The 19,575-nt window shown below is 71.7% G+C and carries 17 protein-coding genes and 1 tRNA gene; 14 read left to right on the top strand and 4 right to left on the bottom strand.

The genetic code is table 11. The features are described 5' to 3' along the window. Position 1 precedes the first annotated feature (1 nt). The gene (locus ACH4K4_RS15505) at positions 2 to 769 is read right to left on the bottom strand and encodes a LysR family transcriptional regulator substrate-binding protein (protein WP_398167646.1); all 768 of its coding nucleotides are present in this window, start codon (positions 767 to 769) and stop codon (positions 2 to 4) included. Positions 770 to 827: 58 nt separating this feature from the next. Here ACH4K4_RS15505 and ACH4K4_RS15500 point away from each other — a divergent pair, with 58 nt between their 5' ends. Then, positions 828 to 1,232, top strand: coding sequence for a DUF5997 family protein (locus ACH4K4_RS15500; RefSeq protein ID WP_398167644.1), 405 nt, complete (start codon positions 828 to 830; stop codon positions 1,230 to 1,232). A gap of 134 nt (positions 1,233 to 1,366) precedes the next feature. Here the strand turns inward: ACH4K4_RS15500 and ACH4K4_RS15495 are convergent, their stop codons facing one another. Continuing rightward, a complete protein-coding gene (locus ACH4K4_RS15495) occupies positions 1,367 to 2,491 on the bottom strand; it encodes a hypothetical protein (protein ID WP_398167642.1) in 1,125 nt (374 codons plus the stop codon). Between the two features lie 352 nt (positions 2,492 to 2,843). Between ACH4K4_RS15495 and argC the strand changes: the two genes are divergently transcribed. The 7 genes from argC (at position 2,844) to ACH4K4_RS15460 (ending at position 10,568) form a co-directional block, all read left to right on the top strand. Then, positions 2,844 to 3,872 (top strand): N-acetyl-gamma-glutamyl-phosphate reductase, encoded by a 1,029-nt coding sequence (gene argC, locus ACH4K4_RS15490; protein ID WP_398167641.1) that lies wholly within the window; start codon positions 2,844 to 2,846, stop codon positions 3,870 to 3,872. Continuing rightward, positions 3,869 to 5,023: a bifunctional glutamate N-acetyltransferase/amino-acid acetyltransferase ArgJ gene (argJ, locus tag ACH4K4_RS15485; protein WP_398167640.1), complete on the top strand. Its 1,155-nt coding sequence runs from the start codon at positions 3,869 to 3,871 to the stop codon at positions 5,021 to 5,023. The genes argC and argJ overlap by 4 nt, the downstream gene beginning before the upstream one ends. Further along, positions 5,020 to 5,943, top strand: coding sequence for an acetylglutamate kinase (argB, locus tag ACH4K4_RS15480; RefSeq protein WP_398167639.1), 924 nt, complete (start codon positions 5,020 to 5,022; stop codon positions 5,941 to 5,943). The genes argJ and argB overlap by 4 nt, the downstream gene beginning before the upstream one ends. Further along, a complete protein-coding gene (locus ACH4K4_RS15475) occupies positions 5,940 to 7,211 on the top strand; it encodes an acetylornithine transaminase (RefSeq protein WP_398167638.1) in 1,272 nt (423 codons plus the stop codon). Before argB ends, ACH4K4_RS15475 begins: the two co-directional genes overlap by 4 nt. Positions 7,212 to 7,219: 8 nt before the next feature. After that, a complete protein-coding gene (locus tag ACH4K4_RS15470) occupies positions 7,220 to 7,762 on the top strand; it encodes an arginine repressor (RefSeq protein ID WP_360135291.1) in 543 nt (180 codons plus the stop codon). 86 nt (positions 7,763 to 7,848) lie between these two features. After that, on the top strand, positions 7,849 to 9,018 hold the full coding sequence (locus ACH4K4_RS15465; RefSeq protein ID WP_398167637.1) for an amidohydrolase family protein: 1,170 nt from the start codon (positions 7,849 to 7,851) through the stop codon (positions 9,016 to 9,018). 314 nt (positions 9,019 to 9,332) lie between these two features. Next, complete coding sequence (locus ACH4K4_RS15460) at positions 9,333 to 10,568, top strand: helix-turn-helix domain-containing protein (RefSeq protein WP_398167635.1); 1,236 nt, start codon at positions 9,333 to 9,335, stop codon at positions 10,566 to 10,568. A 79-nt stretch (positions 10,569 to 10,647) separates the two neighbouring features. On the opposite strand, the gene ACH4K4_RS15455 is transcribed toward ACH4K4_RS15460, so the two are convergent. Then, positions 10,648 to 10,721 (bottom strand) — tRNA-Pro (locus ACH4K4_RS15455). A 177-nt stretch (positions 10,722 to 10,898) separates the two neighbouring features. On the opposite strand from ACH4K4_RS15455, the gene ACH4K4_RS15450 reads away from it, so the two are divergent. The 6 genes from ACH4K4_RS15450 to ACH4K4_RS15425 all read left to right on the top strand — a co-directional run bounded on the left by ACH4K4_RS15450 (position 10,899) and on the right by ACH4K4_RS15425 (position 18,584). Next, positions 10,899 to 11,285, top strand: a complete 387-nt coding sequence (locus ACH4K4_RS15450) for a DUF488 domain-containing protein (protein ID WP_398167634.1) — start codon at positions 10,899 to 10,901, stop codon at positions 11,283 to 11,285. A gap of 131 nt (positions 11,286 to 11,416) precedes the next feature. Then, positions 11,417 to 12,610 carry an argininosuccinate synthase gene (locus tag ACH4K4_RS15445; protein ID WP_398167633.1) on the top strand — a complete coding sequence of 398 codons (1,194 nt, stop codon included), beginning with the start codon at positions 11,417 to 11,419 and terminating at the stop codon, positions 12,608 to 12,610. A gap of 114 nt (positions 12,611 to 12,724) precedes the next feature. After that, the gene (gene argH / locus ACH4K4_RS15440) at positions 12,725 to 14,152 is read left to right on the top strand and encodes an argininosuccinate lyase (protein WP_398167631.1); all 1,428 of its coding nucleotides are present in this window, start codon (positions 12,725 to 12,727) and stop codon (positions 14,150 to 14,152) included. 193 nt (positions 14,153 to 14,345) lie between these two features. Continuing rightward, positions 14,346 to 14,897 (top strand): TetR/AcrR family transcriptional regulator, encoded by a 552-nt coding sequence (locus ACH4K4_RS15435; RefSeq protein ID WP_398167629.1) that lies wholly within the window; start codon positions 14,346 to 14,348, stop codon positions 14,895 to 14,897. Then, a complete protein-coding gene (locus ACH4K4_RS15430; RefSeq protein ID WP_398167627.1) occupies positions 14,894 to 16,480 on the top strand; it encodes an MFS transporter in 1,587 nt (528 codons plus the stop codon). The genes ACH4K4_RS15435 and ACH4K4_RS15430 overlap by 4 nt, the downstream gene beginning before the upstream one ends. Positions 16,481 to 16,631: 151 nt before the next feature. Continuing rightward, positions 16,632 to 18,584, top strand: coding sequence for a bifunctional metallophosphatase/5'-nucleotidase (locus ACH4K4_RS15425; protein ID WP_398168019.1), 1,953 nt, complete (start codon positions 16,632 to 16,634; stop codon positions 18,582 to 18,584). Between the two features lie 95 nt (positions 18,585 to 18,679). On the opposite strand, the gene ACH4K4_RS15420 is transcribed toward ACH4K4_RS15425, so the two are convergent. Further along, positions 18,680 to 19,348: a lysophospholipid acyltransferase family protein gene (locus ACH4K4_RS15420; RefSeq protein ID WP_398167625.1), complete on the bottom strand. Its 669-nt coding sequence runs from the start codon at positions 19,346 to 19,348 to the stop codon at positions 18,680 to 18,682. Positions 19,349 to 19,575 lie beyond the last annotated feature (227 nt).

Raw genomic sequence — 19,575 nt, 5'->3', positions numbered from 1 at the left:
GTCAGCGGCGGGGCTTGCCCCGCCGGGCGCCCTTCGGGGCGCCGGAGCCGCCGCGCGGGCCGCGTGAGCCCTTGCCGGCGGGCTTGCCCGCGGCGGGCTTGCGGGCGCCCGCCTTGCCGGGCTGCTTGGCCTTCGGCTGGGCCGCGGCCTGCGGCTGGGTGCGGCCGCGGGTGCTGTTGACGGTCCGGCCGCGGACGATGCCGATGAAGTCCTCGACCTGGTCGGTGGTCCGCTCCTGCGGCCAGGCCAGCGCGATCCGGGACTGGGGGGCGTCCGTCAGCGTCCGGTACTTGAGGTCCTTGCGGTGGTACAGCCGGGCCAGCGACTGCGGGACGACGAGCAGGCCGATGCCCGCCGCCACCAGCTCGATGGCGTCCGCCGTCGTCGCGGGGCGCTCGAAGGCGGGCTGCCCCGGCGGGCGCTCCCAGCCGAGGGTGTCGTCGAGGGGGTGCAGCACGATCTCGTCGGCCAGGTCCTCGGTGGCGACCTCGTCGGCGGCGGTGAAGAGGTGGTCCTTGGGGACCACGACCACCGTCGTCTCCTCGTAGAGGGGGATCGCGCTGAAGTACGTCAGGTCGGCGGGCAGCCGCACGAAACCCGCGTCGGCGCCGCCGTCCCGCAGCACGCCGTACGCCTCGGCGGCGGGCGTCGCGATGAGCTCCAGCGGAACGCCGGGCAGCCGCTCGTTCCAGATACGCACCCACTTGGTGGGCGTCACCCCCGGGACGTACGCGAGCCGGAACGAGAGGGTTTCTTCCGAGCCTGTCACTCCGCCAGGTTACCGGTCGTGGTCAGCGGTAGCGCACACGATCGATACCCTTGACGGCATGACGTCGCACCAGAACACCCAGACGATGAAGCCCGCGACCGCGGCGAAGAAGCTGGGTGTGTACCTCGAAGCCACCCCCGCCGAGTTCCAGGAGGGTGTCGTCTCGCGCGCCGAACTGAACGCGCTGCAGACCGACCCGCCCGAGTGGCTGCGGGACCTGCGACGGGACGGCCCGCACCCCCGGCCCGTGGTCGCGGCGAAGCTGGGCGTCTCCATTTCCGGGCTCGCGCGCGGCGGGGTCACCGAAGCGCTCACCACGGAGCAGATCGAAGCGCTGAAGGCCGAGTCTCCCGAGTGGCTCCAGAAGGAGCGCGCCACCCAGGCCGAGGTCCGCAAGGAAACCGTGCGGATCAAGGAGAAGAACAAGGAGAAGCAGGCGAAGCAGGAGCAGCGCGACAAGTAGCGGACCACGCGGGAGCCGCTCGGCGAACGCTCCCGGAGCAGAACCGGCCGACCGGGCCCCGGCGTGTTACGCCGGGCCGGCCGGCCGATGTGTTCTTCGGCACCGGGCCTTGCGCCCGCCGCGTGGTGCCCCGTTTACGCTTCCGACCACCAGTCGACCCACAGCTCGGAGTCGTCGGTGACGACGAACGCGTAGGGCCGCTGCTTCGCGTTCGGAGTGTCCTGGAGTGTGACGGCTTCGCCGGGCCGCTCGATAATGCGGCCGGGCGGTGTGTCCTGCGCGGCCCAGTGCCACGCTTTGCCGTCCCACCAGTTCACGTACAGCTTCGAGTCGTCACCGATGACGAAGGCGTACGGGCGGGTGAAGGCGTTGGGGTCGTTCTGCCTCATGACCACGCCCACGGAGTCGAGGACGAGCCGCCCGGACGGCGCGCCCTGTGCGCTCCAGTTCCACTTGCCGCCGTCCCACCAGTTCACGTACAGCTTCGAGTCGTAGCCCTGCACGAAGGCGTAGGGCCGCTCCGCGGCGTTCGGATCGTTCTGGACGCTGATGACGCCCGCGCCCTTCTTGACCGGTTGCCCGGACGGCGCGCCCTGGTCGCTCCAGTTCCACTTGTTGCCGTCCCACCAGTTGACCCAGACGCGGGAGTCGTCGGTGATGACGAAGGCGTACGGGCGGGTGAAGGCGTTCGGGTTGTCGCGCACGGTGGTGACGCCCAGGGGGCGGGAGATGGTGCGGCTCGGCGGCGCGCCCTGGTCGCTCCAGTTCCACTTGCTGCCGTCCCACCAGTTGACCCACATCCGGAAGTCGTCGGTGAGGACGAACACGTACGGGCGCTGCGCCGCGTTCGGGTCGTTCCGCACGGAGACGACCCCGACGCCCTCACGGACCAGACGCCCGCTGGGCGCGCCCTGGTCGCTCCAGTTCCACTTGTTGCCGTCCCACCAGTTCACGTACAGCTTCGAGTCGTCACCGATGACGAAGACGTACGGGCGCTGCGCGGCGCTCGCACTGTCCTGGACCGTGACCGCGCCGATCTTCTCAAGGACGGTACGGCCGGGCGGAGTCCCCTGGTCACTCCAGTGCCAGGTCTTGCCGTCCCACCAGTTGACGTGCAGCCGTGAGTCGTAGCCGCGGACGAAGACGTAGGGCCGCTGTGCGGCCTGCGGGTCGTCCTTCATGGTGACGGCGCCGGCGGTGGCCCGGACCCCGATGGTGCTGGTGGGTTTCTGCTGGTCGCTCCAGTGCCATGAACCCATGCCATTCCTCTCCGGCCCCCCAGCCCGGTACGTCGCGGGCAGGGCATGCCGAGGTGAGATGTGCTCCGAGCGGCCCGGCACCGCACGAGGCGGATGCCGGGACAGGGGGACGAGGTCCGGCCGGAGTCCCGCCAGGTGCTGCGGCGCACACTCTGGCACCGCACCTGCTGCCTGTCACCGGCGTGGTGGGGAGGGCGGCGTTCCGGGGGCGCGATCCGGACGCCGTCGGCGAGGCAAGGCGGAACGCCACAACCATGGCGCTCAGCCACACCCCCCTCCCTGTCAACCATGAAACCACCATTGCATAAACCTGCTGCCCTACGTATATTCATTCCTTCAAGGAGGAGGGTCCATGGCAGTACGAGCAGCAGTGGCCGGAGCGAGCGGGTACGCCGGGGGTGAGGTTCTCCGGCTGCTCCTGGGGCACCCGGACGTGGAGATCGGGGCGCTGACCGCGCACGCCAACGCGGGGCAGCGGCTCGGTGCCGTGCAGCCGCACCTGGTGCCGCTGGCCGGGCGGGAGCTGGTCGCCACCACGGCCGAGGCGCTGGCCGGGCACGACGTCGTCTTCCTGGCGCTGCCGCACGGGCAGTCCGCGGCGGTGGCCGAGGCGCTGAAGCCCGAGGTGCTCGTGGTGGACTGCGGCGCCGACTTCCGGCTCGCCGACGCCGCCGACTGGGAGAAGTTCTACGGCTCGCCGCACGCCGGCACCTGGCCGTACGGGCTGCCCGAGCTGCCCGGCGCGCGGGAGGCGCTGCGCGCGTCCCGGCGGATCGCGGTGCCGGGCTGCTACCCGACCGCGGTGACGCTGGCCCTCTTCCCCGCGTACGCGGCGGGGCTCGCCGAGCCCGAGGCCGTGATCGTCGCGGCCACCGGCACCTCCGGCGCCGGCAAGGCACTCAAGCCGCACCTGCTGGGCAGCGAGGTGATGGGCTCGATGAGCCCGTACGGCGTGGGCGGGGCGCACCGGCACACGCCGGAGATGGCGCAGAACCTGAGCGCCGCGGCGGGGGAGCCGGTCACCGTCTCCTTCACGCCCACGCTCGCGCCCATGTCCCGCGGCATCCTGGCCACCTGCTCGGCCAAGGCCAGGCCCGGCGTGGACGGCGCGGACCTGCGGGCGGCGTACGAGAAGGCGCTGGGCGGCGAGCCGTTCGCCCACCTGCTCCCGGAGGGGCAGTGGCCGTCCACCGCGGCCGTGTACGGGTCCAACACCGCGCTGGTGCAGGTGGCCCACGACGCGGCGGCCGGCCGGATCGTCGTGGTCGCCGCCATCGACAACCTGACGAAGGGCACCGCGGGCGGCGCGGTGCAGAGCATGAACATCGCCCTCGGCCTCGACGAGGCCACCGGGCTCTCTACGATCGGAGTCGCACCGTGAGCGTCACGGCAGCCAAGGGGTTCTCGGCGGCGGGCATCGCCGCCGGGATCAAGGAGAACGGGAGCCCGGACCTCGCCCTGGTGGTGAACAACGGTCCGCGACTGGCCGCCGCAGGCGTCTTCACCGCCAACCGCGTCAAGGCCGCGCCGGTGCTCTGGTCGGAGCAGGTGCTCAAGGGCGGCCGGGTCTCGGCCGTGGTACTCAACTCGGGCGGCGCCAACGCCTGCACGGGCCCCGAGGGCTTCCAGGACACCCACGCCACCGCGGAGAAGGCCGCCGAGGTGCTCCCCGGGCACAGCGCCGGTGAGGTCGCCGTCGCCTCGACGGGGCTCATCGGCGTACGGCTGCCGATGGACCGGCTGCTGCCGGGCATCGAGAAGGCCGCCGCCGACCTCAGCGTGCTCGGCGGCCAGAAGGCCGCGATCGCGATCAAGACCACCGACAGCGTGCACAAGACCGCCGCGTTGAGCGGGGACGGCTGGACGGTCGGCGGCATGGCCAAGGGCGCCGGCATGCTCGCACCGGGACTGGCCACCATGCTCGTCGTGCTGACCACCGACGCCGACCTGGAAGCGCCGGTCCTGGACCGGGCGCTGCGCGACGCGACCCGGACCACCTTCGACCGGGTCGACTCCGACGGCTGCATGTCCACGAACGACACGGTGCTGCTGCTGGCCTCCGGGGCGTCCGGAGCGGTGCCGGAGTACGACGCGTTCGCGGACGCGGTCCGCACGGTCTGCGACGACCTGGCGCGGCAGCTCATCGGCGACGCGGAGGGCGCGAGCAAGGACATCCGGATCGAGGTGGTGGGCGCGGCCAGCGAGGACGACGCCGTCGAGGTGGGCCGGTCCATCGCCCGTAACAACCTGCTGAAGTGCGCCATCCACGGCGAGGACCCGAACTGGGGGCGGGTGCTGTCCGCCATCGGCACCACGTCGGCCGTCTTCGACCCGGACCGGCTGAACGTCGCCATCAACGACGTGTGGGTCTGCAAGAACGGTTCGGTGGGCGAGGACCGGGACCTGGTGGACATGCGCTACCGGGAGGTGCGGATCACCGCCGATCTCAGCGCCGGCACCGAGTCCGCGGTGATCTGGGCGAACGACCTCACCGCCGACTACGTCCACGAGAACAGCGCGTACGCGTCATGAGCACCCGCAAGCACACCGCGCTGCCCAAGGCCCGCACGCTCATCGAGGCGCTGCCCTGGCTGACCCGGCACCACGGCAAGACCGTCGTGATCAAGTTCGGTGGCAACGCCATGGTCGACGAGGAGCTGAAGGCCGCCTTCGCGCAGGACGTGGTCTTCCTGCGGCACGCCGGGCTGCGGCCGGTCGTGGTGCACGGCGGCGGCCCGCAGATCAGTGCCCAGCTCGACAAGGTCGGCCTGAAATCGGAGTTCAAGGCGGGCCTGCGGGTCACCACGCCCGAGGCGATGGACGTCGTACGGATGGTGCTCGCCGGGCAGGTGCAGCGGGAACTGGTCGGGCTGCTCAACCAGCACGGCCCGCTCGCCGTCGGCATGACCGGCGAGGACGCCCGGCTGATGTCGGCCACGCGGCACTACGCCGAGGTGGACGGCGAGCGGGTGGACATCGGACGGGTCGGCGAGGTCACCGGGGTCGACCCGGGCGCCGTGCTGGCGCTGCTGGACGACGGCCGTATCCCGGTCATCTCCTCCGTCGCCCGCAGCGCCGACGAGGGCGACGAAACCGGCGTCTTCAACGTCAACGCCGACACCGCGGCAGCGGCCCTGGCCGCGGCCCTCGGCGCCGAGACGCTGATGGTCCTCACCGACGTGGAGGGCCTGTACGAGGACTGGCCGCTCAGCGACGAGGTGATCTCCCGGCTCACCGCCACCGAGCTGGAGAAGCTGCTGCCCGAACTGGCCAGCGGCATGGTGCCCAAGATGCGGGGCTGCCTGCACGCCGTACGCAACGGTGTGCGCACCGCCAGGGTGATCGACGGACGGGTCCAGCACGCGATCCTGCTGGAGATCTTCACGGACGAGGGAATCGGCACGATGGTCGTGCCGGACACGCAGACGGACGAAGCAGGGGGAACGGCATGAGCGGCGGCCCGGCGAGCGGCACGGCCCCACACGCGGCAACCGGCACGGCGGCGCCCGGCACGGCGGCCAACTCGGCCCTCACCGAGCGCTGGCAGGGCTCGATGATGGACAACTTCGGCACACCGCGCGTGCCCCTGGTACGCGGCGAGGGCGTACGGGTCTGGGACGCCGACGGCAACGACTACCTCGACTTCCTCGGCGGCATCGCCGTCAACGCCCTCGGCCACGCGCACCCCGCCGTCGTCCGCGCGGTCTCCCGGCAGATCGCCACCCTCGGGCACGTCTCCAACTTCTTCGTCGCCGAACCCACCGTCGCGCTGGCCGAACGGCTCCTGGGCATCGCCGGCCGCCCCGGCCGGGTCTACTTCTCCAACTCCGGCGCCGAGGCCAACGAAGCCGCCTTCAAGATCGGCCGGCTCACCGGGCGCACCCGCATGGTCTCCACCACCGGCGGCTTCCACGGCCGCACCATGGGCGCCCTCGCGCTCACCGGCCAGCCCGCCAAGCAGGACCCTTTCCGGCCGCTTCCCGGCGACGTCGACTTCGTCCCGTACGGCGACGCCGAAGCGCTGCGCGCCGCCGTCACCACCGACACCGCCCTGGTGGTCCTGGAGCCCCTCCAGGGCGAGAACGGCGTCGTCGTCCCGCCGCCCGGCTACCTGGCGGCCGCCCGCGAGATCACCGCCGCCACCGGCACCCTCCTCGCCCTGGACGAGATCCAGACCGGCATCGGCCGTACGGGCCACTGGCTGGCGTCGCAGGCCCAGGGCGTCGAGGCCGACGTGATCACGCTGGCCAAGGGCCTCGGCGGCGGCCTGCCCATAGGCGCCACCCTCGCCTTCGGACCGGCCGCCGACCTGCTCACCCCCGGCTCGCACGGCTCCACCTTCAGCGGCAACCCCGTCGTCTGCGCGAGCGCGCTCGCCGTACTGGACACGATCGCGGCCGACGGCCTCCTCGACCACGTCAAGCGGGTGGGCGAGCGGCTGCGTGGCGGGATCGAGGCAGCGGCGCACCCGCTCGTCGGCCAGGTCCGCGGGGCGGGTCTCCTCCTGGGTATCGTCTTGACCGAGCCCGTCGCACCACAGGTGCAGCGAGCGGCTCAGGACGCGGGCCTCCTGGTGAACGCGGTCGCGCCGGACGTCGTCCGGCTCGCCCCGCCGCTGATCGTCTCGGACGACGAAGCGGATACGTTCCTCCGGAAGCTCCCCGCCGTCCTCGACGCGGCCCTCGCAGGGGCACACGGGGTACAACGATCCGGAGACTGACGACAACGATGACCGAGGCGCAGGACAACGAGACGCTGCACGGCGGCCCTGCCGTACCGCAGACCCGCACCGCCCGCCACCGCCGGATCGTGGACATCCTCAACCGGCAGGCCGTCCGCTCGCAGAGCCAGCTCGCCAAGCTGCTCGCCGACGACGGCCTGACCGTCACCCAGGCCACCCTCTCGCGCGACCTGGACGAACTGGGCGCCGTGAAGATCCGCAACACCGGCGGCGAGCTGATCTACGCGGTACCGAGCGAGGGCGGCGACCGCAAGCCGCGGGCGCCGCTGGGGGAGTCGGCCAAGGAGGAACGGATGCGCAGGCTCTCCGGAGAACTTCTCATCTCCGCCGAGGCGTCCGCCAACCTCGTCGTCCTGCGCACCCCGCCCGGCGCCGCCCAGTTCCTCGCCTCCGCCATCGACCAGGCCGAACTGCACGACATCCTCGGCACCATCGCCGGCGACGACACCCTGATGCTCATCAGCCGCGACCCGGCCGGCGGCCAGGCACTCGCCGACCACCTGCTGCAGCTGGCGCAAAAGGCACGCTGAACCGCCCGGTCCGCGCCGTGCCGCCCGTCCGGCCGCTGTACTGGGGGCCGTCCCGGCCGCGGCGGCCGGGCGGTTCGGGAGGACCGATGCTGGCAGTACGGGCAAGAGCGCTGTTCGACGGCGAGGGGCCGGGGCTCGTCGAACGGCCCACGGTACTGATCGAGAACGGCCGGATCGCGGCCGTCCAGCCCGGCGGCATGCCGGTGATCGGCGCCGAGATCCTCGACGTGGGCGCCGCCACCCTCCTCCCCGGCTTCGTCGACACCCACACCCACCTGGCGTTCGACGCGAGCACCGACGTCGTCGGCCGGCTCACCGGCGCCGACGACGACACCCTCCTCGACCGGATCAAGGCCGCCGCGCTGGCGTCCCTGGCCGCCGGGGTGACGACCGTACGGGACCTCGGCGACCGCGGCTACCTCACCCTGCGGCTGCGCGCCGAGACGGCCCGCGACCCGGCGGCGGGCCCGCACATCGTCGCCGCCGGGCCGCCCCTGACCACCACCCGCGGCCACTGCTGGTTCCTCGGCGGCCGGGCGGAAGGCGTGGACGGCGTCCGCGCGGCCGTACGGGAACGGGCCGAGCGCGGCGTGGACGTCGTCAAGGTCATGGTGACCGGCGGCGACCTCACTCCCGGCTCGGACCCGTACAGCGTCCAGTACGGGCGCGGCGAACTGCACGCCATCGTCGACGAGGCCCACCACCACGGCCTCCCGGTCACCGCCCACGCCCACGCCGTCACGGGCATCCGCGAAGCGGTCACCACCGGCTTCGACACGATCGAACACTGCTTCTTCCTCACCGAATCCGGCGTCGACTTCGACCGCCAGGTGATCGGGGAAATGACCCGCCGAGGCGTCACCGCCTCCCTCACCCTCGGCGCCCTCCCCGGCGGCCCCCCACCACCGGCCCACATCGCCCGCCGCATCCCGTCCCTCATCGCAGGCCTGGCCACCCTCCGCGAAGCCGGCGTGACCATGGCCCTCGGCAGCGACTCCGGCATCTTCCCGGTCAAGGCCCACGGCAGCTACCCCCACGGCATCACCGCCATGACCGACTTCGGCTTCACCCCGGCCCAGGCCCTGCGCGCCGCCACCTCGACGGCAGCGATGATCTGCGGCCTCGGCGGCCGCAAGGGCCGCATCGCGGCCGGGTACGACGCGGACCTGGTCGCGGTGGGCGGCGACCCCCTGACCAACGCCACGGCGGTGCACGACGTGGTCGCGGTCGTGCGGGGCGGGGTGAGGGTGGCATGAGGCAGCTCACCTTCACCCCTCCCCGTGCAACTCCGCCCACACGCGCTTCCCCCACGGAAGGTCCGCCCCCGGCCGAGTGACCGAAACCCGGACGAAACGGCTCCGCGCGTGCCGAACGGCATTGGACACCAGCTCGGACACGACCAGGGCCCGTCCTCGGCCGGCTCCTCCAGCCACGATCGTCACGGCTCCGGGTCGAGAAGGTCCCTCGGCGCTGCCGCTCACGCAGCCGCCGGGGCTTTCCGGACCGATCATCGGGACGGGTGGGCACGAGGCCCATCCCACCGCCCTATAGGCCGCCCTATGTTCGCCGTATGACGGCACCCGACCTCAGCCTCTGGTCCCACCCGGAGCTACGTTCGGCACTCGCTGCCGAAGACTGGGGCGCCGTCCTGCGCACCTACCGCAGGCTCTCGGGGCTCTCGCAGACCAAGGCCGGCGAACTCGTCGGCCTGGTGCAGCCGGACGTGTCCGACATCGAGCGCGGGCGCCGCAGGGTCACGTCCAGCGAAGTACGGCAGCGCATCGTCAACGGGCTGGGTGCGCCGGCACACGCGGTGTGCCCGGACCGTCAGCCGGTCGCAGGGCTCGTGCTGCCCGGCCCGGGGCCGGACGACGATCTGCTCGTACGCCTCGGCGGCGTCGCCGACGCCACCCACAAGGTGGACGCCCCCACCCTGGACTGGCTGGACCGGCTGCTCGCCGAGCACCGTTCCGCCGAAGACTCGATCGGCTCCCGTCCGCTGGTGAGCTTGATGCGGCAGCAACTGCGTTCGGTCGTGGACCTGTTCCCGGGCGCCCGGGGGCCGCTTGCGGACCGAGTGGTCCGGCTGGCCTCCGAACACGCCCAGTTCCTCGCGTGGATGGCCCAGGACCAAGGGCAGACCACTGCCGCTCTCGCCTGGTACGACCGCAGCCACGACTGGGCACTGGAGGCCGGGGACGCGGACATGGCCGCCACCACGCTGAGCATGAAGGCACACATGGCATGGTCCGGTGGCCAGGGTGACCGCACCGTACGTCTCGCCGAGGCGGCGCGCAGGTCGGCGCCGGATGCGTCTCCCGGCGTACGGGGGATGGCGGCGCAGATGGCCGCCCGCGGCCACTCCCTCAACGGCGCCGGCAGCGACGCCCACCGACTGCTCGACGAGGCCCAGGCGCTGATCACTCGCGCGTCCGAGCGTCCGGAGGACGAGCCCGCGTGGATGTACTTCTACGGCGACACATGGTTCACACTCCAGCGCGGCATGATCGCCATGCACCTGCACGACTGGGGTGACGCCGTCAGGCAGCTGCGCACCGGGCTGGCAGGGCTGGGGGACGGCTACCGACGTGACCGGACGTGGTACGGATGCTGCCTGGCCCACGCGTACGCCGGAACCGGAGAGGCCGCCGAGGCGCTGGCCGTGGCTCTCCCGCTCGTCTCCGACGCCGCCACGATCGGACGGCCGTACTCGTGGAACGAGCTGCACACCACTGCCGCGGCCTTGATCCGCGCCGGAGCGAGAGAAGGCCGCCTGCTCGTGGAGGCGCTGCGGCAGTACGACTGACCGTCGGAGTCAGGCCACAACGACCGAGGGCCCTGTCTCACCGAAGTGAAACAAGGCCCTGATCTGCGACTCTGTCGAGTCGGGACGACAGGATTTGAACCTGCGACCCCTTGACCCCCAGTCAAGTGCGCTACCAAGCTGCGCCACGTCCCGGTGCTCGCTTCGGCCGGGGTTTTCCCCGGTCGCGGCGTGCACAAGAAAAATACCCTGTCCGGGGCCCTGAATCCAAAGCGGGGTCCCTTTGAGGGGGTGCGGGGGTCTGTGGCGGGGGTCCGAGGGGTGGTGGGGCAGTGCCGCGCGGGGGGTGCGGGGGCGTGTTTCCATGGCGCCATGGGTGACCGGCAGGGGCAGGGACAGGGGCGGGGAGAGGTGCGGCGGCGTCGCGTGTACGAGGAGCCTGCGGCCGGGGACGGGGCTCGGGTGCTTGTTGATCGGTTGTGGCCGAGGGGGGTGTCGAAGGAGGCCGCGCGCTTGGACGAGTGGTGCAAGGACGTGGCGCCCTCGAAGGAGCTGCGTACCTGGTACGGGCACCGGCCCGAGCGGTATGGGGAGTTCGCGGAGCGGTACCGGGCGGAGCTGGGTGTCTCGCCCGCGGCGGAGGCGCTTGAGGGGCTTCGGGAGCGGGTGGCGGCGGGGCCGCTGACCCTGCTGACCGCGACCAAGGACGTGGGGCTGAGCCATGTGACGGTGCTGGCGGAGGTTCTGAGGGGGCGGTGAGGGGCGGGCCGGCCTGCGGTGACGGGGGTGGGTAGCGGGGCGGCTGCGCCATTTGGGTGCATGGCGTTGACGAACCATGCGGTGGAGTGCATAGTTATACCCATCAGTGGATGCACCGTAAGGAGAAACCCGTGACCGAGCGCGTCGTACTCGCCTACTCGGGCGGCCTGGACACCTCCGTCGCCATCGGCTGGATCGCCGAGGAGACGGGCGCCGAGGTCATCGCCGTGGCTGTGGATGTCGGCCAGGGCGGTGAGGACCTGGACGTCATCCGCAAGCGCGCGCTCGCCTGTGGCGCGGTCGAGGCCGAGGTCGCGGACGCCAAGGACGAGTTCGCCGACGAGTACTGCCTCCCGGCGATCAAGGCCAATGCCCTGTACATGGACCGGTACCCGCTGGTTTCCGCGCTGTCGCGGCCGACGATCGTCAAGCACCTGGTCGCCGCCGCCAAGAAGCACGGCGCCACCACCGTCGCCCACGGCTGCACCGGCAAGGGCAACGACCAGGTGCGGTTCGAGGCGGGGATCTCTTCGCTGGCTCCTGATCTGAAGTGCATCGCCCCGGTGCGGGACTACGCGATGACCCGGGACAAGGCGATCGCGTTCTGCGAGAGCAAGAGCCTGCCGATCACGACGACCAAGAAGTCGCCGTACTCGATCGACCAGAACGTCTTCGGGCGGGCCGTGGAGACCGGCTTCCTGGAGGACATCTGGAACGCGCCGATCGAGGACGTGTACGAGTACACCCAGAACCCGGCGGTGCCGCGGGAGGCCGACGAGGTCGTCGTCACCTTCAAGGAGGGCGTGCCGGTCGCGATCGACGGCCGGCCCGTCACCGTCCTGCAGGCCATCCAGCAGCTCAACGAGCGGGCCGGCGCCCAGGGCATCGGCCGGATCGACATCGTCGAGGACCGGCTGGTCGGCATCAAGTCCCGTGAGGTGTACGAGGCGCCCGGCGCCATCGCGCTGATCACCGCCCACCAGGAGCTGGAGAATGTCACCGTCGAGCGCGAGCTGGCCCGCTACAAGCGGCAGGTCGAGCAGCGGTGGGGCGAGCTGGTCTACGACGGCCTGTGGTTCTCGCCGCTGAAGCGGGCCCTGGACGGGTTCATCACCGAGGCGAACCAGCAGGTCAGCGGCGATATTCGGATGACGCTGCACGGCGGGCGCGCGGTGGTCACCGGGCGGAAGTCGGACCAGTCGCTGTACGACTTCAACCTGGCGACGTACGACACGGGCGACACCTTCGACCAGTCGCTGTCGAAGGGCTTCATCGAGATCTTCGGGATGTCTTCGAAGATCGCGGCGAAGCGGGACCTGGCGTAAGGCGGGATCCGGTTTTCCCCCGGGGCAGGGTGCTGTCCCGACTCCGTCCCCGGTGGCCGGTTCGTCCGGCTGCCGGGGACCCGTACATCCCACCATCCACGAGGAGCTGAGCAAGTGAGCAGCAACAGCGGTGACGTCCGGCTCTGGGGCGGCCGGTTCGCCGACGGGCCCGCCGAGGCTTTGGCGAAGCTGTCCGCGTCCGTCCACTTCGACTGGCGGCTGGCGCCGTACGACATCGCGGGCTCCCGTGCCCACGCGCGCGTGCTGAACAAGGCAGGGCTGCTCACCGGGGACGAGCTGGCGCGGATGCTGGAGGGGCTGGACCGGCTGGAGGCCGATGTGGCCGACGGCAGCTTCGTCGGCACCGTCGCCGACGAGGACGTGCACACCGCGCTGGAGCGGGGGCTGCTGGAGCGGCTCGGCCCGGATCTCGGGGGCAAGCTGCGGGCCGGGCGGTCCCGTAACGACCAGGTCGCCACGCTGTTCCGGATGTACCTGCGGGACCATGCCCGGATCATCGGCGGGCTGATCGCGGATCTTCAGGAGGCGCTGATCGGTCTCGCGGAGGCGCATCCGGATGTGGCGATGCCGGGCCGTACGCATCTCCAGCACGCGCAGCCGGTGCTGTTCGCGCACCACGTCCTCGCGCACGTCCAGGCCCTGTCGCGGAACGCGGAGCGGCTGCGGCAGTGGGACGAGCGGACGGCGGTCTCGCCGTACGGGTCGGGGGCGCTGGCCGGGTCCTCGCTGGGGCTGGATCCGGAGGCGGTCGCGGCCGACCTCGGGTTCGAGCGCGGCAGCTCGGGCAACTCGATCGACGGTACGGCCTCGCGGGACTTCGCCGCCGAGTTCGCCTTCGTCACGGCGATGATCGGTGTGGACCTGTCCCGGATCGCCGAGGAGGTCATCATCTGGAACACGAAGGAGTTCTCCTTCGTGACCCTGCACGACGCGTTCTCCACCGGCTCCTCGATCATGCCGCAGAAGAAGAACCCGGACATCGCCGAGCTGGCGCGCGGCAAGTCCGGGCGGCTGATCGGCAACCTGACCGGCCTGCTGGCCACGCTGAAGGCGCTGCCGCTCGCGTACAACCGGGACCTCCAGGAGGACAAGGAGCCGGTCTTCGACTCCTGCGACCAGCTGGAGGTCCTGCTGCCGGCGTTCACCGGGATGATGGCCACGCTGACCGTCAACCGGGAGCGGATGGAGGAGCTGGCGCCGGCCGGGTTCTCGCTCGCCACGGACATCGCCGAGTGGCTCGTACGGCAGGGCGTGCCGTTCCGGGTGGCGCACGAGGTCGCGGGGGAGTGCGTCAAGGAGTGCGAGCGGCACGGCATCGAGCTGGACGGGCTGAGCGACGAGCAGTTCGCCGCGATCTCGCCGCATCTGACGCCGGAGGTGCGTACGGTCCTGAACGTGCCGGGCGCGCTCGCCTCGCGCAGCGGCCGGGGCGGCACGGCGCCGTCCGCCGTCGCCGTCCAGCTGGCGGAGGTCAAGGCGGACCTGGCCACGCAGCGGGGGTGGGCGGACGTCAAGCGGTGAGCCCGCACGGCACTCAGGATCAGGGATACGCCGGGCGCTGAGCATCGGACGGCGGTGCTCGGGCCCCGGGCCGCGGCCCCCCTCGGGACTTCCGAGGGGGGCCGCGGCCGTTTGGGGCGCGTGGCCTGCCGCGGTGGGAGACGAGCGCGCCGTGAATGAGACATCAATGTCTCATTCGGCTATCCTCTGTCTCATGGCTGTTGACCGGGAGCATGTGCTCAAAGAAGCCGCGGGACTGCTGACACGCAAGGCGACCGCCGGCATGGACGAGATCGCCAAGGCCGCCGGCATCAGCCGCGCGACCCTGCACCGCCACTTCGCGGGCCGGGACGCCCTGATCAAGGCGCTGGAGGAACTGGGCATCCGGCAGTTCGCCGGCGCGCTCGACGCGGCCCGCCTCGACGAGGACGACGCCGTCTCCGCGCTGCGCCGCCTGATCGCCGAGGCCGAGCCGGTCTCCGGCTTCCTCGCCTTCCTCTACACCGAGAACCAGCTCTTCGAGGGCGAGGAGATCAACGACGGCTGGGAGCGGCTGGACACCCGCATCCACGCGCTCTTCCGGCGCGGCCAGGAGGAGGGCGCCTTCCGGATCGACCTGACGCCCGTCTGGCTCACCGAGGCGCTGTACGGACTGATCGGCGCCGGCGCGTGGGCCGTGCACGAGGGGCGCGTCGCCCGCAGGGAACTCAACCACTCGATCGTCGAGCTGCTGCTCGGCGGCATCCGACGGAGCATGGAGAAATGAGCAAGCCTGCCAAGGAGACCGCGGACCGCACCGGGGAGGACCAGCCCGGGGCCGGCCGCTGGCTCGCGCTCGCCGTCCTGGTCCTCGCCGTCCTGCTGGTCGGCGTCGACGCCACCGTGCTGGGCCTGGCCACCCCTTTCCTCAGCGAGGACCTGCGCCCGTCCGGCACACAGCTGCTGTGGATCGGCGACGTCTACTCGTTCGTCATCGCCGGCCTGCTCGTCTCCATGGGCAGCCTCGGCGACCGTATCGGACGCAAGAAGCTGCTGCTGACCGGCTCGGTCGTGTTCGGCGCCATGTCGGTGCTCGCCGCGTACGCGGGCACACCCGCCATGATGATCGCGGCGCGGGCGCTGCTGGGTGTGGCGGGTGCGACGCTGATGCCCTCCACCCTCGCCCTGATCCGCAACCTCTTCCACGACCCCAGGGAACGCAGCCTGGCCATCGGCATCTGGGGCGCCATGGCCTCGGCGGGCGCGGCCGTCGGCCCGGTGCTCGGCGGGTTCCTGCTCGGCCACTTCTGGTGGGGCTCGGTCTTCCTGATCAACCTGCCGGTGATGGCGCTGCTGGTGATCGTCGGCGCCAAGGTGCTGCCGGAGTCCAAGAACCCTGACCCGGGCCCCTGGGACCTGCCCAGCGTCGGCCTGTCCCTCGTCGGCATGATCGGCGTCGTCTACGCGGTCAAGGAAGCGTCGGTGCACGGCTTCCGCTGGGACATCGCGGCGGCCGGCGTCCTCGGCCTGCTCGCGCTGGTCACCTTCGTACGACGGCAGCAGACCCTGGCATCGCCGCTGCTGGACATGCGGCTCTTCCAGAACCGCGGCTTCTCCGGCGCCGTACTGGCCGACCTGCTGACCATCCTGGGCCTGTCCGGACTGGTCTTCTTCCTCTCGCAGTTCCTCCAGATGGTGCAGCTGCGCTCGCCGCTCAACGCGGGCCTGGTCGAACTGCCCGCGGCGGTCGGCGCGGTGGGCGCGGGACTGGCCGCCGGGTACGTCGCGCGGCGGCTGTCGGTACGGCTGGTCGTCGCGGGCGGCCTGGCGGTGGTCGGGCTGGCCCTGGCCGGCTGCATCGGCCTGGACGGGGACACCAGCACCTTCGCGCTCGGCACCATCCTGTTCGTCGTCGGCGTCGGCGCGGGCTTCGCGTTCACCGTCACCGCCGACGTGATCCTCTCCAGCGTGCCCAAGGAGCAGGCGGGCGCCGCCTCCGCGGTCTCGGAGACGGCGTACGAACTGGGCGCGGCGCTCGGCATCGCGCTGCTCGGCTCCATCGTCACCGGCATCTACCGGGACTTCGCCACCCCGGCCGGGGTGCCCGAGTCCGCGGCCGACGCCGCCCGCGAGTCGCTCGGCGGAGCCGTCGAGGCGTCCGGCTCGCTGCCGGCCGACGCCGGGGCGGGTCTGCTCAAGGCCGCACAGCACTCGTTCGTCAGCGGGCTGGACACCGCGGCCGGGGTCGGCGCCACCGTCCTGCTGGCCGCCGCCTGCGCCGCGTGGTTCCTGCTGCGCGGCCAGCGGTTGGAGGACAGCCCCGTCGAACCCGGGCACGCCGAGGACGAGGAGCGGGTCGCGCCGCACTGAAACGGGTGAGGTACGGGCACGGGCGGGGGACAGCGGTTGTCCCTCGCCCGTTCACGTCCCGGCCGCCTCCCGTGGGCCGGCAGGCTCCCATGGCTCGTTTGACTCTCCAGTCGTTCCCGCCAATTCGGGCACTCTCAGGAGGGTGAAGACCTTGGCAGAGATCGGCAGACGCATCTTCTTCACCGCGGCGGGGGCCCTCGCCACCGCCACAGCGGTCGGCACCCACGCCTTCGCCTCCGGCCACGCGCGCGACGCGCGGTCCGCGGACGAATACGTGGACGTGCAGCTGCTCAACATCACCGACCTGCACGGCTACCTCGACGCGGCACCGGGCAGCAGCTCGGTCATCACCGGCGCCGGTGGCAAGAAATACACCGTGGGCGGCGTCGCCTACATGGCCGCGCACCTCGAACGGCTGCGGGCGGGCCGCGCCAACTCCCTCTTCTTCGCCCCCGGAGACCTCTTCTCCGGCTGGTGGTTCTCCGCCGAATCCCTCGCCGACGAACCGACCATCGAGGCCCTCAACCGGATGGGCATGGACTTCGCCTCGGCCGGCAACCACGAGTTCGACAAGTCGCCTGCCTTCCTGTCGCAGCACATGGTGGACGGCATCTCCTACCCGACGGTCGACTGGGACAACTCCTTCGTCGACTCCTCGGGGCAGCGCTTCCACGGCGCCGACTTCGCGTACTACAGCGCGAACATGGTGTGGTCCGGCAATGGGCAGCGGGTCCTGCCGCCGTACAACATCGAGTGGGTGGACGCCGGCCGGGGCCGCCGGCTGCCGATCGGCTTCATCCATCTGACCGCCCTCGGCACCGAGTTGATGCCCGCCTCTTACCAGCCGGGGCTCGGCAGCCTCGACCAGCTGGCCACCGCCAACCGCTGCGCCGCCGAACTCAAGGCGCGCGGCGTCAACGCGATCGTGCTGAGCATGCACGACGGCGCGGTGGCCGGCAGCGACTTCAACAGCGGCACCAACCCCTCGGGGCCCGCCTACGAACTGGCGCTGCGCGCCTCGCCGGACATCGACGCCATCGTCTGCGGCCACTGGCACACCGCCTTCAACATGATGGTGCCGGACCCGGCCGGCGCGCCCCGCCCCTTCGTCGAGGCCGGCTGCCACGGCCAGATCATCAACGAGATCAACCTCCGGCTGGACCCGGCCACCGGCAAGGTCGTCCGCGAGCTGACCACCGCCACCAACCACCCCAACACCCGCGACGTGGCCCCGCACCGGGAGCTGGCCGAGGTGGTCACGTACTGGTCCGGGTACGGAAGCCGGCGCGCCGCGGTCGCCCTCGGCAAGCAGACCGCCTCCTTCACCCGGACCCGCAACGCGGCGGGGGAGAGCACCATGGGCGACCTGGTGGCCGACTGGGCGCTGTGGGCCGGGCGGCAGCCCACCGGCCCGATGAACGACGCGAATCCGTACCCCAACGTCCCCGCCGACCTGGCCGTGATCGCCATCGCGCCGCGCCTGGGCCAGGCGATCATCGCGGGGGACCTCACGTACGACTCCGCGACGGACGGCACCGTCGCCTTCGGCAAGGCCTGGAACGCGGTCGGCTTCGGCGACCCGATCGTCACGGCGACCGTCACCGGACAGCAGATCCACGACGCGCTGGAGCAGCAGTGGACCGTGCCGGCGGGCGGCGGTCTGAAGTACGCGCCGCTGGCGGTCTCCGCCAACGTCCGGTACAGCTTCGACGCGACGGGGCCGGCCGGCGACCGGGTCGATCCCGCCGACGTGCTGATCGACGGCACCGCGCTGGACGTGTCCCGCTCCTACCGGATCGCGATGCCCTCGTACACGCTGCTCAACCAGGACGGGTACGCCGCGTTCACCGGCTTCACCTCGCCCTACCGGCACAACCGGGACTTCGAGAGCTTCGTGGCGTACATCAGGGAGCGGCAGCGGATCGCGCCCGCGCCGCTGAACCGGGTGACGGTCAAGAACAGTGCCGCTCCGGGCGCGCGGATCGGCGCGACCACCGTGCCGCCGCGGCTCCGGCGCGCGGACGGCACGCTGCTGCCCCGGGCCGAGGCCGCGATGCTCGCCGCGGGCCGGCCCACCGCGGAAGGGTTCCGCGTGCCCTGCTGACCCGTCCGCGTCCGCCGGCCGCGGTGGTACGCCAACGCGCCGGGCCCCGTCCCTGGTCGGACGGGGCCCGGCGCGTTGGCGGTGGGGCGTGGCGGTCAGGCCGCTCGCGCCTTGGTGGCGTACATGTCGACGTACTCCTGTCCCGACAGCTCCATGACGTCGCTCATCACCTCGTCGGTGACGGCGCGCAGCACGTAGCGGTCCCGGTCCATGCCCTCGTAGCGCTCGAAGCACAGCGGCTCGCCGAAGCGGATGGTGACCGGGGCGATGTGCGGGCGGCCCTTGCCGCCGGGCTGCACCTTGTCGGTGCCGATCATCGCGAACGGGACGACGGGCGCGCCGGTCATCAGGGCGAGCCGGGCGATGCCCGTACGGCCGCGGTACAGGCGGCCGTCGGGGGAGCGGGTGCCCTCGGGGTAGATGCCGAAGATCTTCCCCTCCTCCAGGATGCGGCGGCCGGTCATCAGCGCCGCGACACCGCCGTGGCCACCGTCCCGGTCGACCGGGACCATGCCGGAGCAGGTGAAGAACCAGGACATCAGGCGTCCCTTGAGACCCTTGCCGTTCACGTACTCGTCCTTGCCGATGAAGAACACCTGGCGCTTGACGACGAGGGAGAGGAAGAGCGAGTCGATGAAGGTGACGTGGTTGCCGGCCAGGATCACCGGCCCACTGCCCGGGATGCGGTCCATGCCCTCGACCTTCGGGCGGAACAGGACACGCATGACGAATCCGAGAATCGCCTTCAGCACAATGCGGGACAACGGGCCCTCCGGTCGTGGGTGGTCTGCGGCGGCCGCCGCGAGCCTGCAAGAGCATGCAGCCCAGGACGATACTCGTCGGCCCGCCTCGATCGCACATCGGGTTCACGGGCGCGCTACGCAGAGTTGACGTGGGTTTCCCGCGCGTTGGGGGCCAGGTCTCCCGTTCGAAAGACGTACGTGCCTAGGATCGCCCCGACCCCATTGTCAGGTGCCGGACACCCTCACCG

This window comes from Streptomyces sp. NPDC017529 (assembly GCF_044329785.1).
Classification (GTDB): Bacteria; Actinomycetota; Actinomycetes; order Streptomycetales; family Streptomycetaceae; genus Streptomyces.
Note: the sequence above shows the minus strand (reverse complement) of the source record. Positions and strands in the feature narration are given on the sequence as shown.

What these genes read in the sequence shown, in the direction of transcription:
- ACH4K4_RS15465 (WP_398167637.1), top strand. Translation starts at nt 7,849, where the DNA reads ATGCTGGCAGTACGGGCAAGAGCGCTGTTCGACGGCGAGGGGCCGGGG.
- ACH4K4_RS15435 (WP_398167629.1), top strand. Translation starts at nt 14,346, where the DNA reads ATGGCTGTTGACCGGGAGCATGTGCTCAAAGAAGCCGCGGGACTGCTG.
- ACH4K4_RS15470 (WP_360135291.1), top strand. Translation starts at nt 7,220, where the DNA reads ATGACCGAGGCGCAGGACAACGAGACGCTGCACGGCGGCCCTGCCGTA.
- ACH4K4_RS15500 (WP_398167644.1), top strand. Translation starts at nt 828, where the DNA reads ATGACGTCGCACCAGAACACCCAGACGATGAAGCCCGCGACCGCGGCG.
- ACH4K4_RS15495 (WP_398167642.1), bottom strand. Translation starts at nt 2,491, where the DNA reads ATGGGTTCATGGCACTGGAGCGACCAGCAGAAACCCACCAGCACCATC.
- argC (WP_398167641.1), top strand. Translation starts at nt 2,844, where the DNA reads ATGGCAGTACGAGCAGCAGTGGCCGGAGCGAGCGGGTACGCCGGGGGT.
- ACH4K4_RS15460 (WP_398167635.1), top strand. Translation starts at nt 9,333, where the DNA reads ATGACGGCACCCGACCTCAGCCTCTGGTCCCACCCGGAGCTACGTTCG.
- ACH4K4_RS15475 (WP_398167638.1), top strand. Translation starts at nt 5,940, where the DNA reads ATGAGCGGCGGCCCGGCGAGCGGCACGGCCCCACACGCGGCAACCGGC.
- argB (WP_398167639.1), top strand. Translation starts at nt 5,020, where the DNA reads ATGAGCACCCGCAAGCACACCGCGCTGCCCAAGGCCCGCACGCTCATC.
- ACH4K4_RS15430 (WP_398167627.1), top strand. Translation starts at nt 14,894, where the DNA reads ATGAGCAAGCCTGCCAAGGAGACCGCGGACCGCACCGGGGAGGACCAG.
- ACH4K4_RS15450 (WP_398167634.1), top strand. Translation starts at nt 10,899, where the DNA reads ATGGGTGACCGGCAGGGGCAGGGACAGGGGCGGGGAGAGGTGCGGCGG.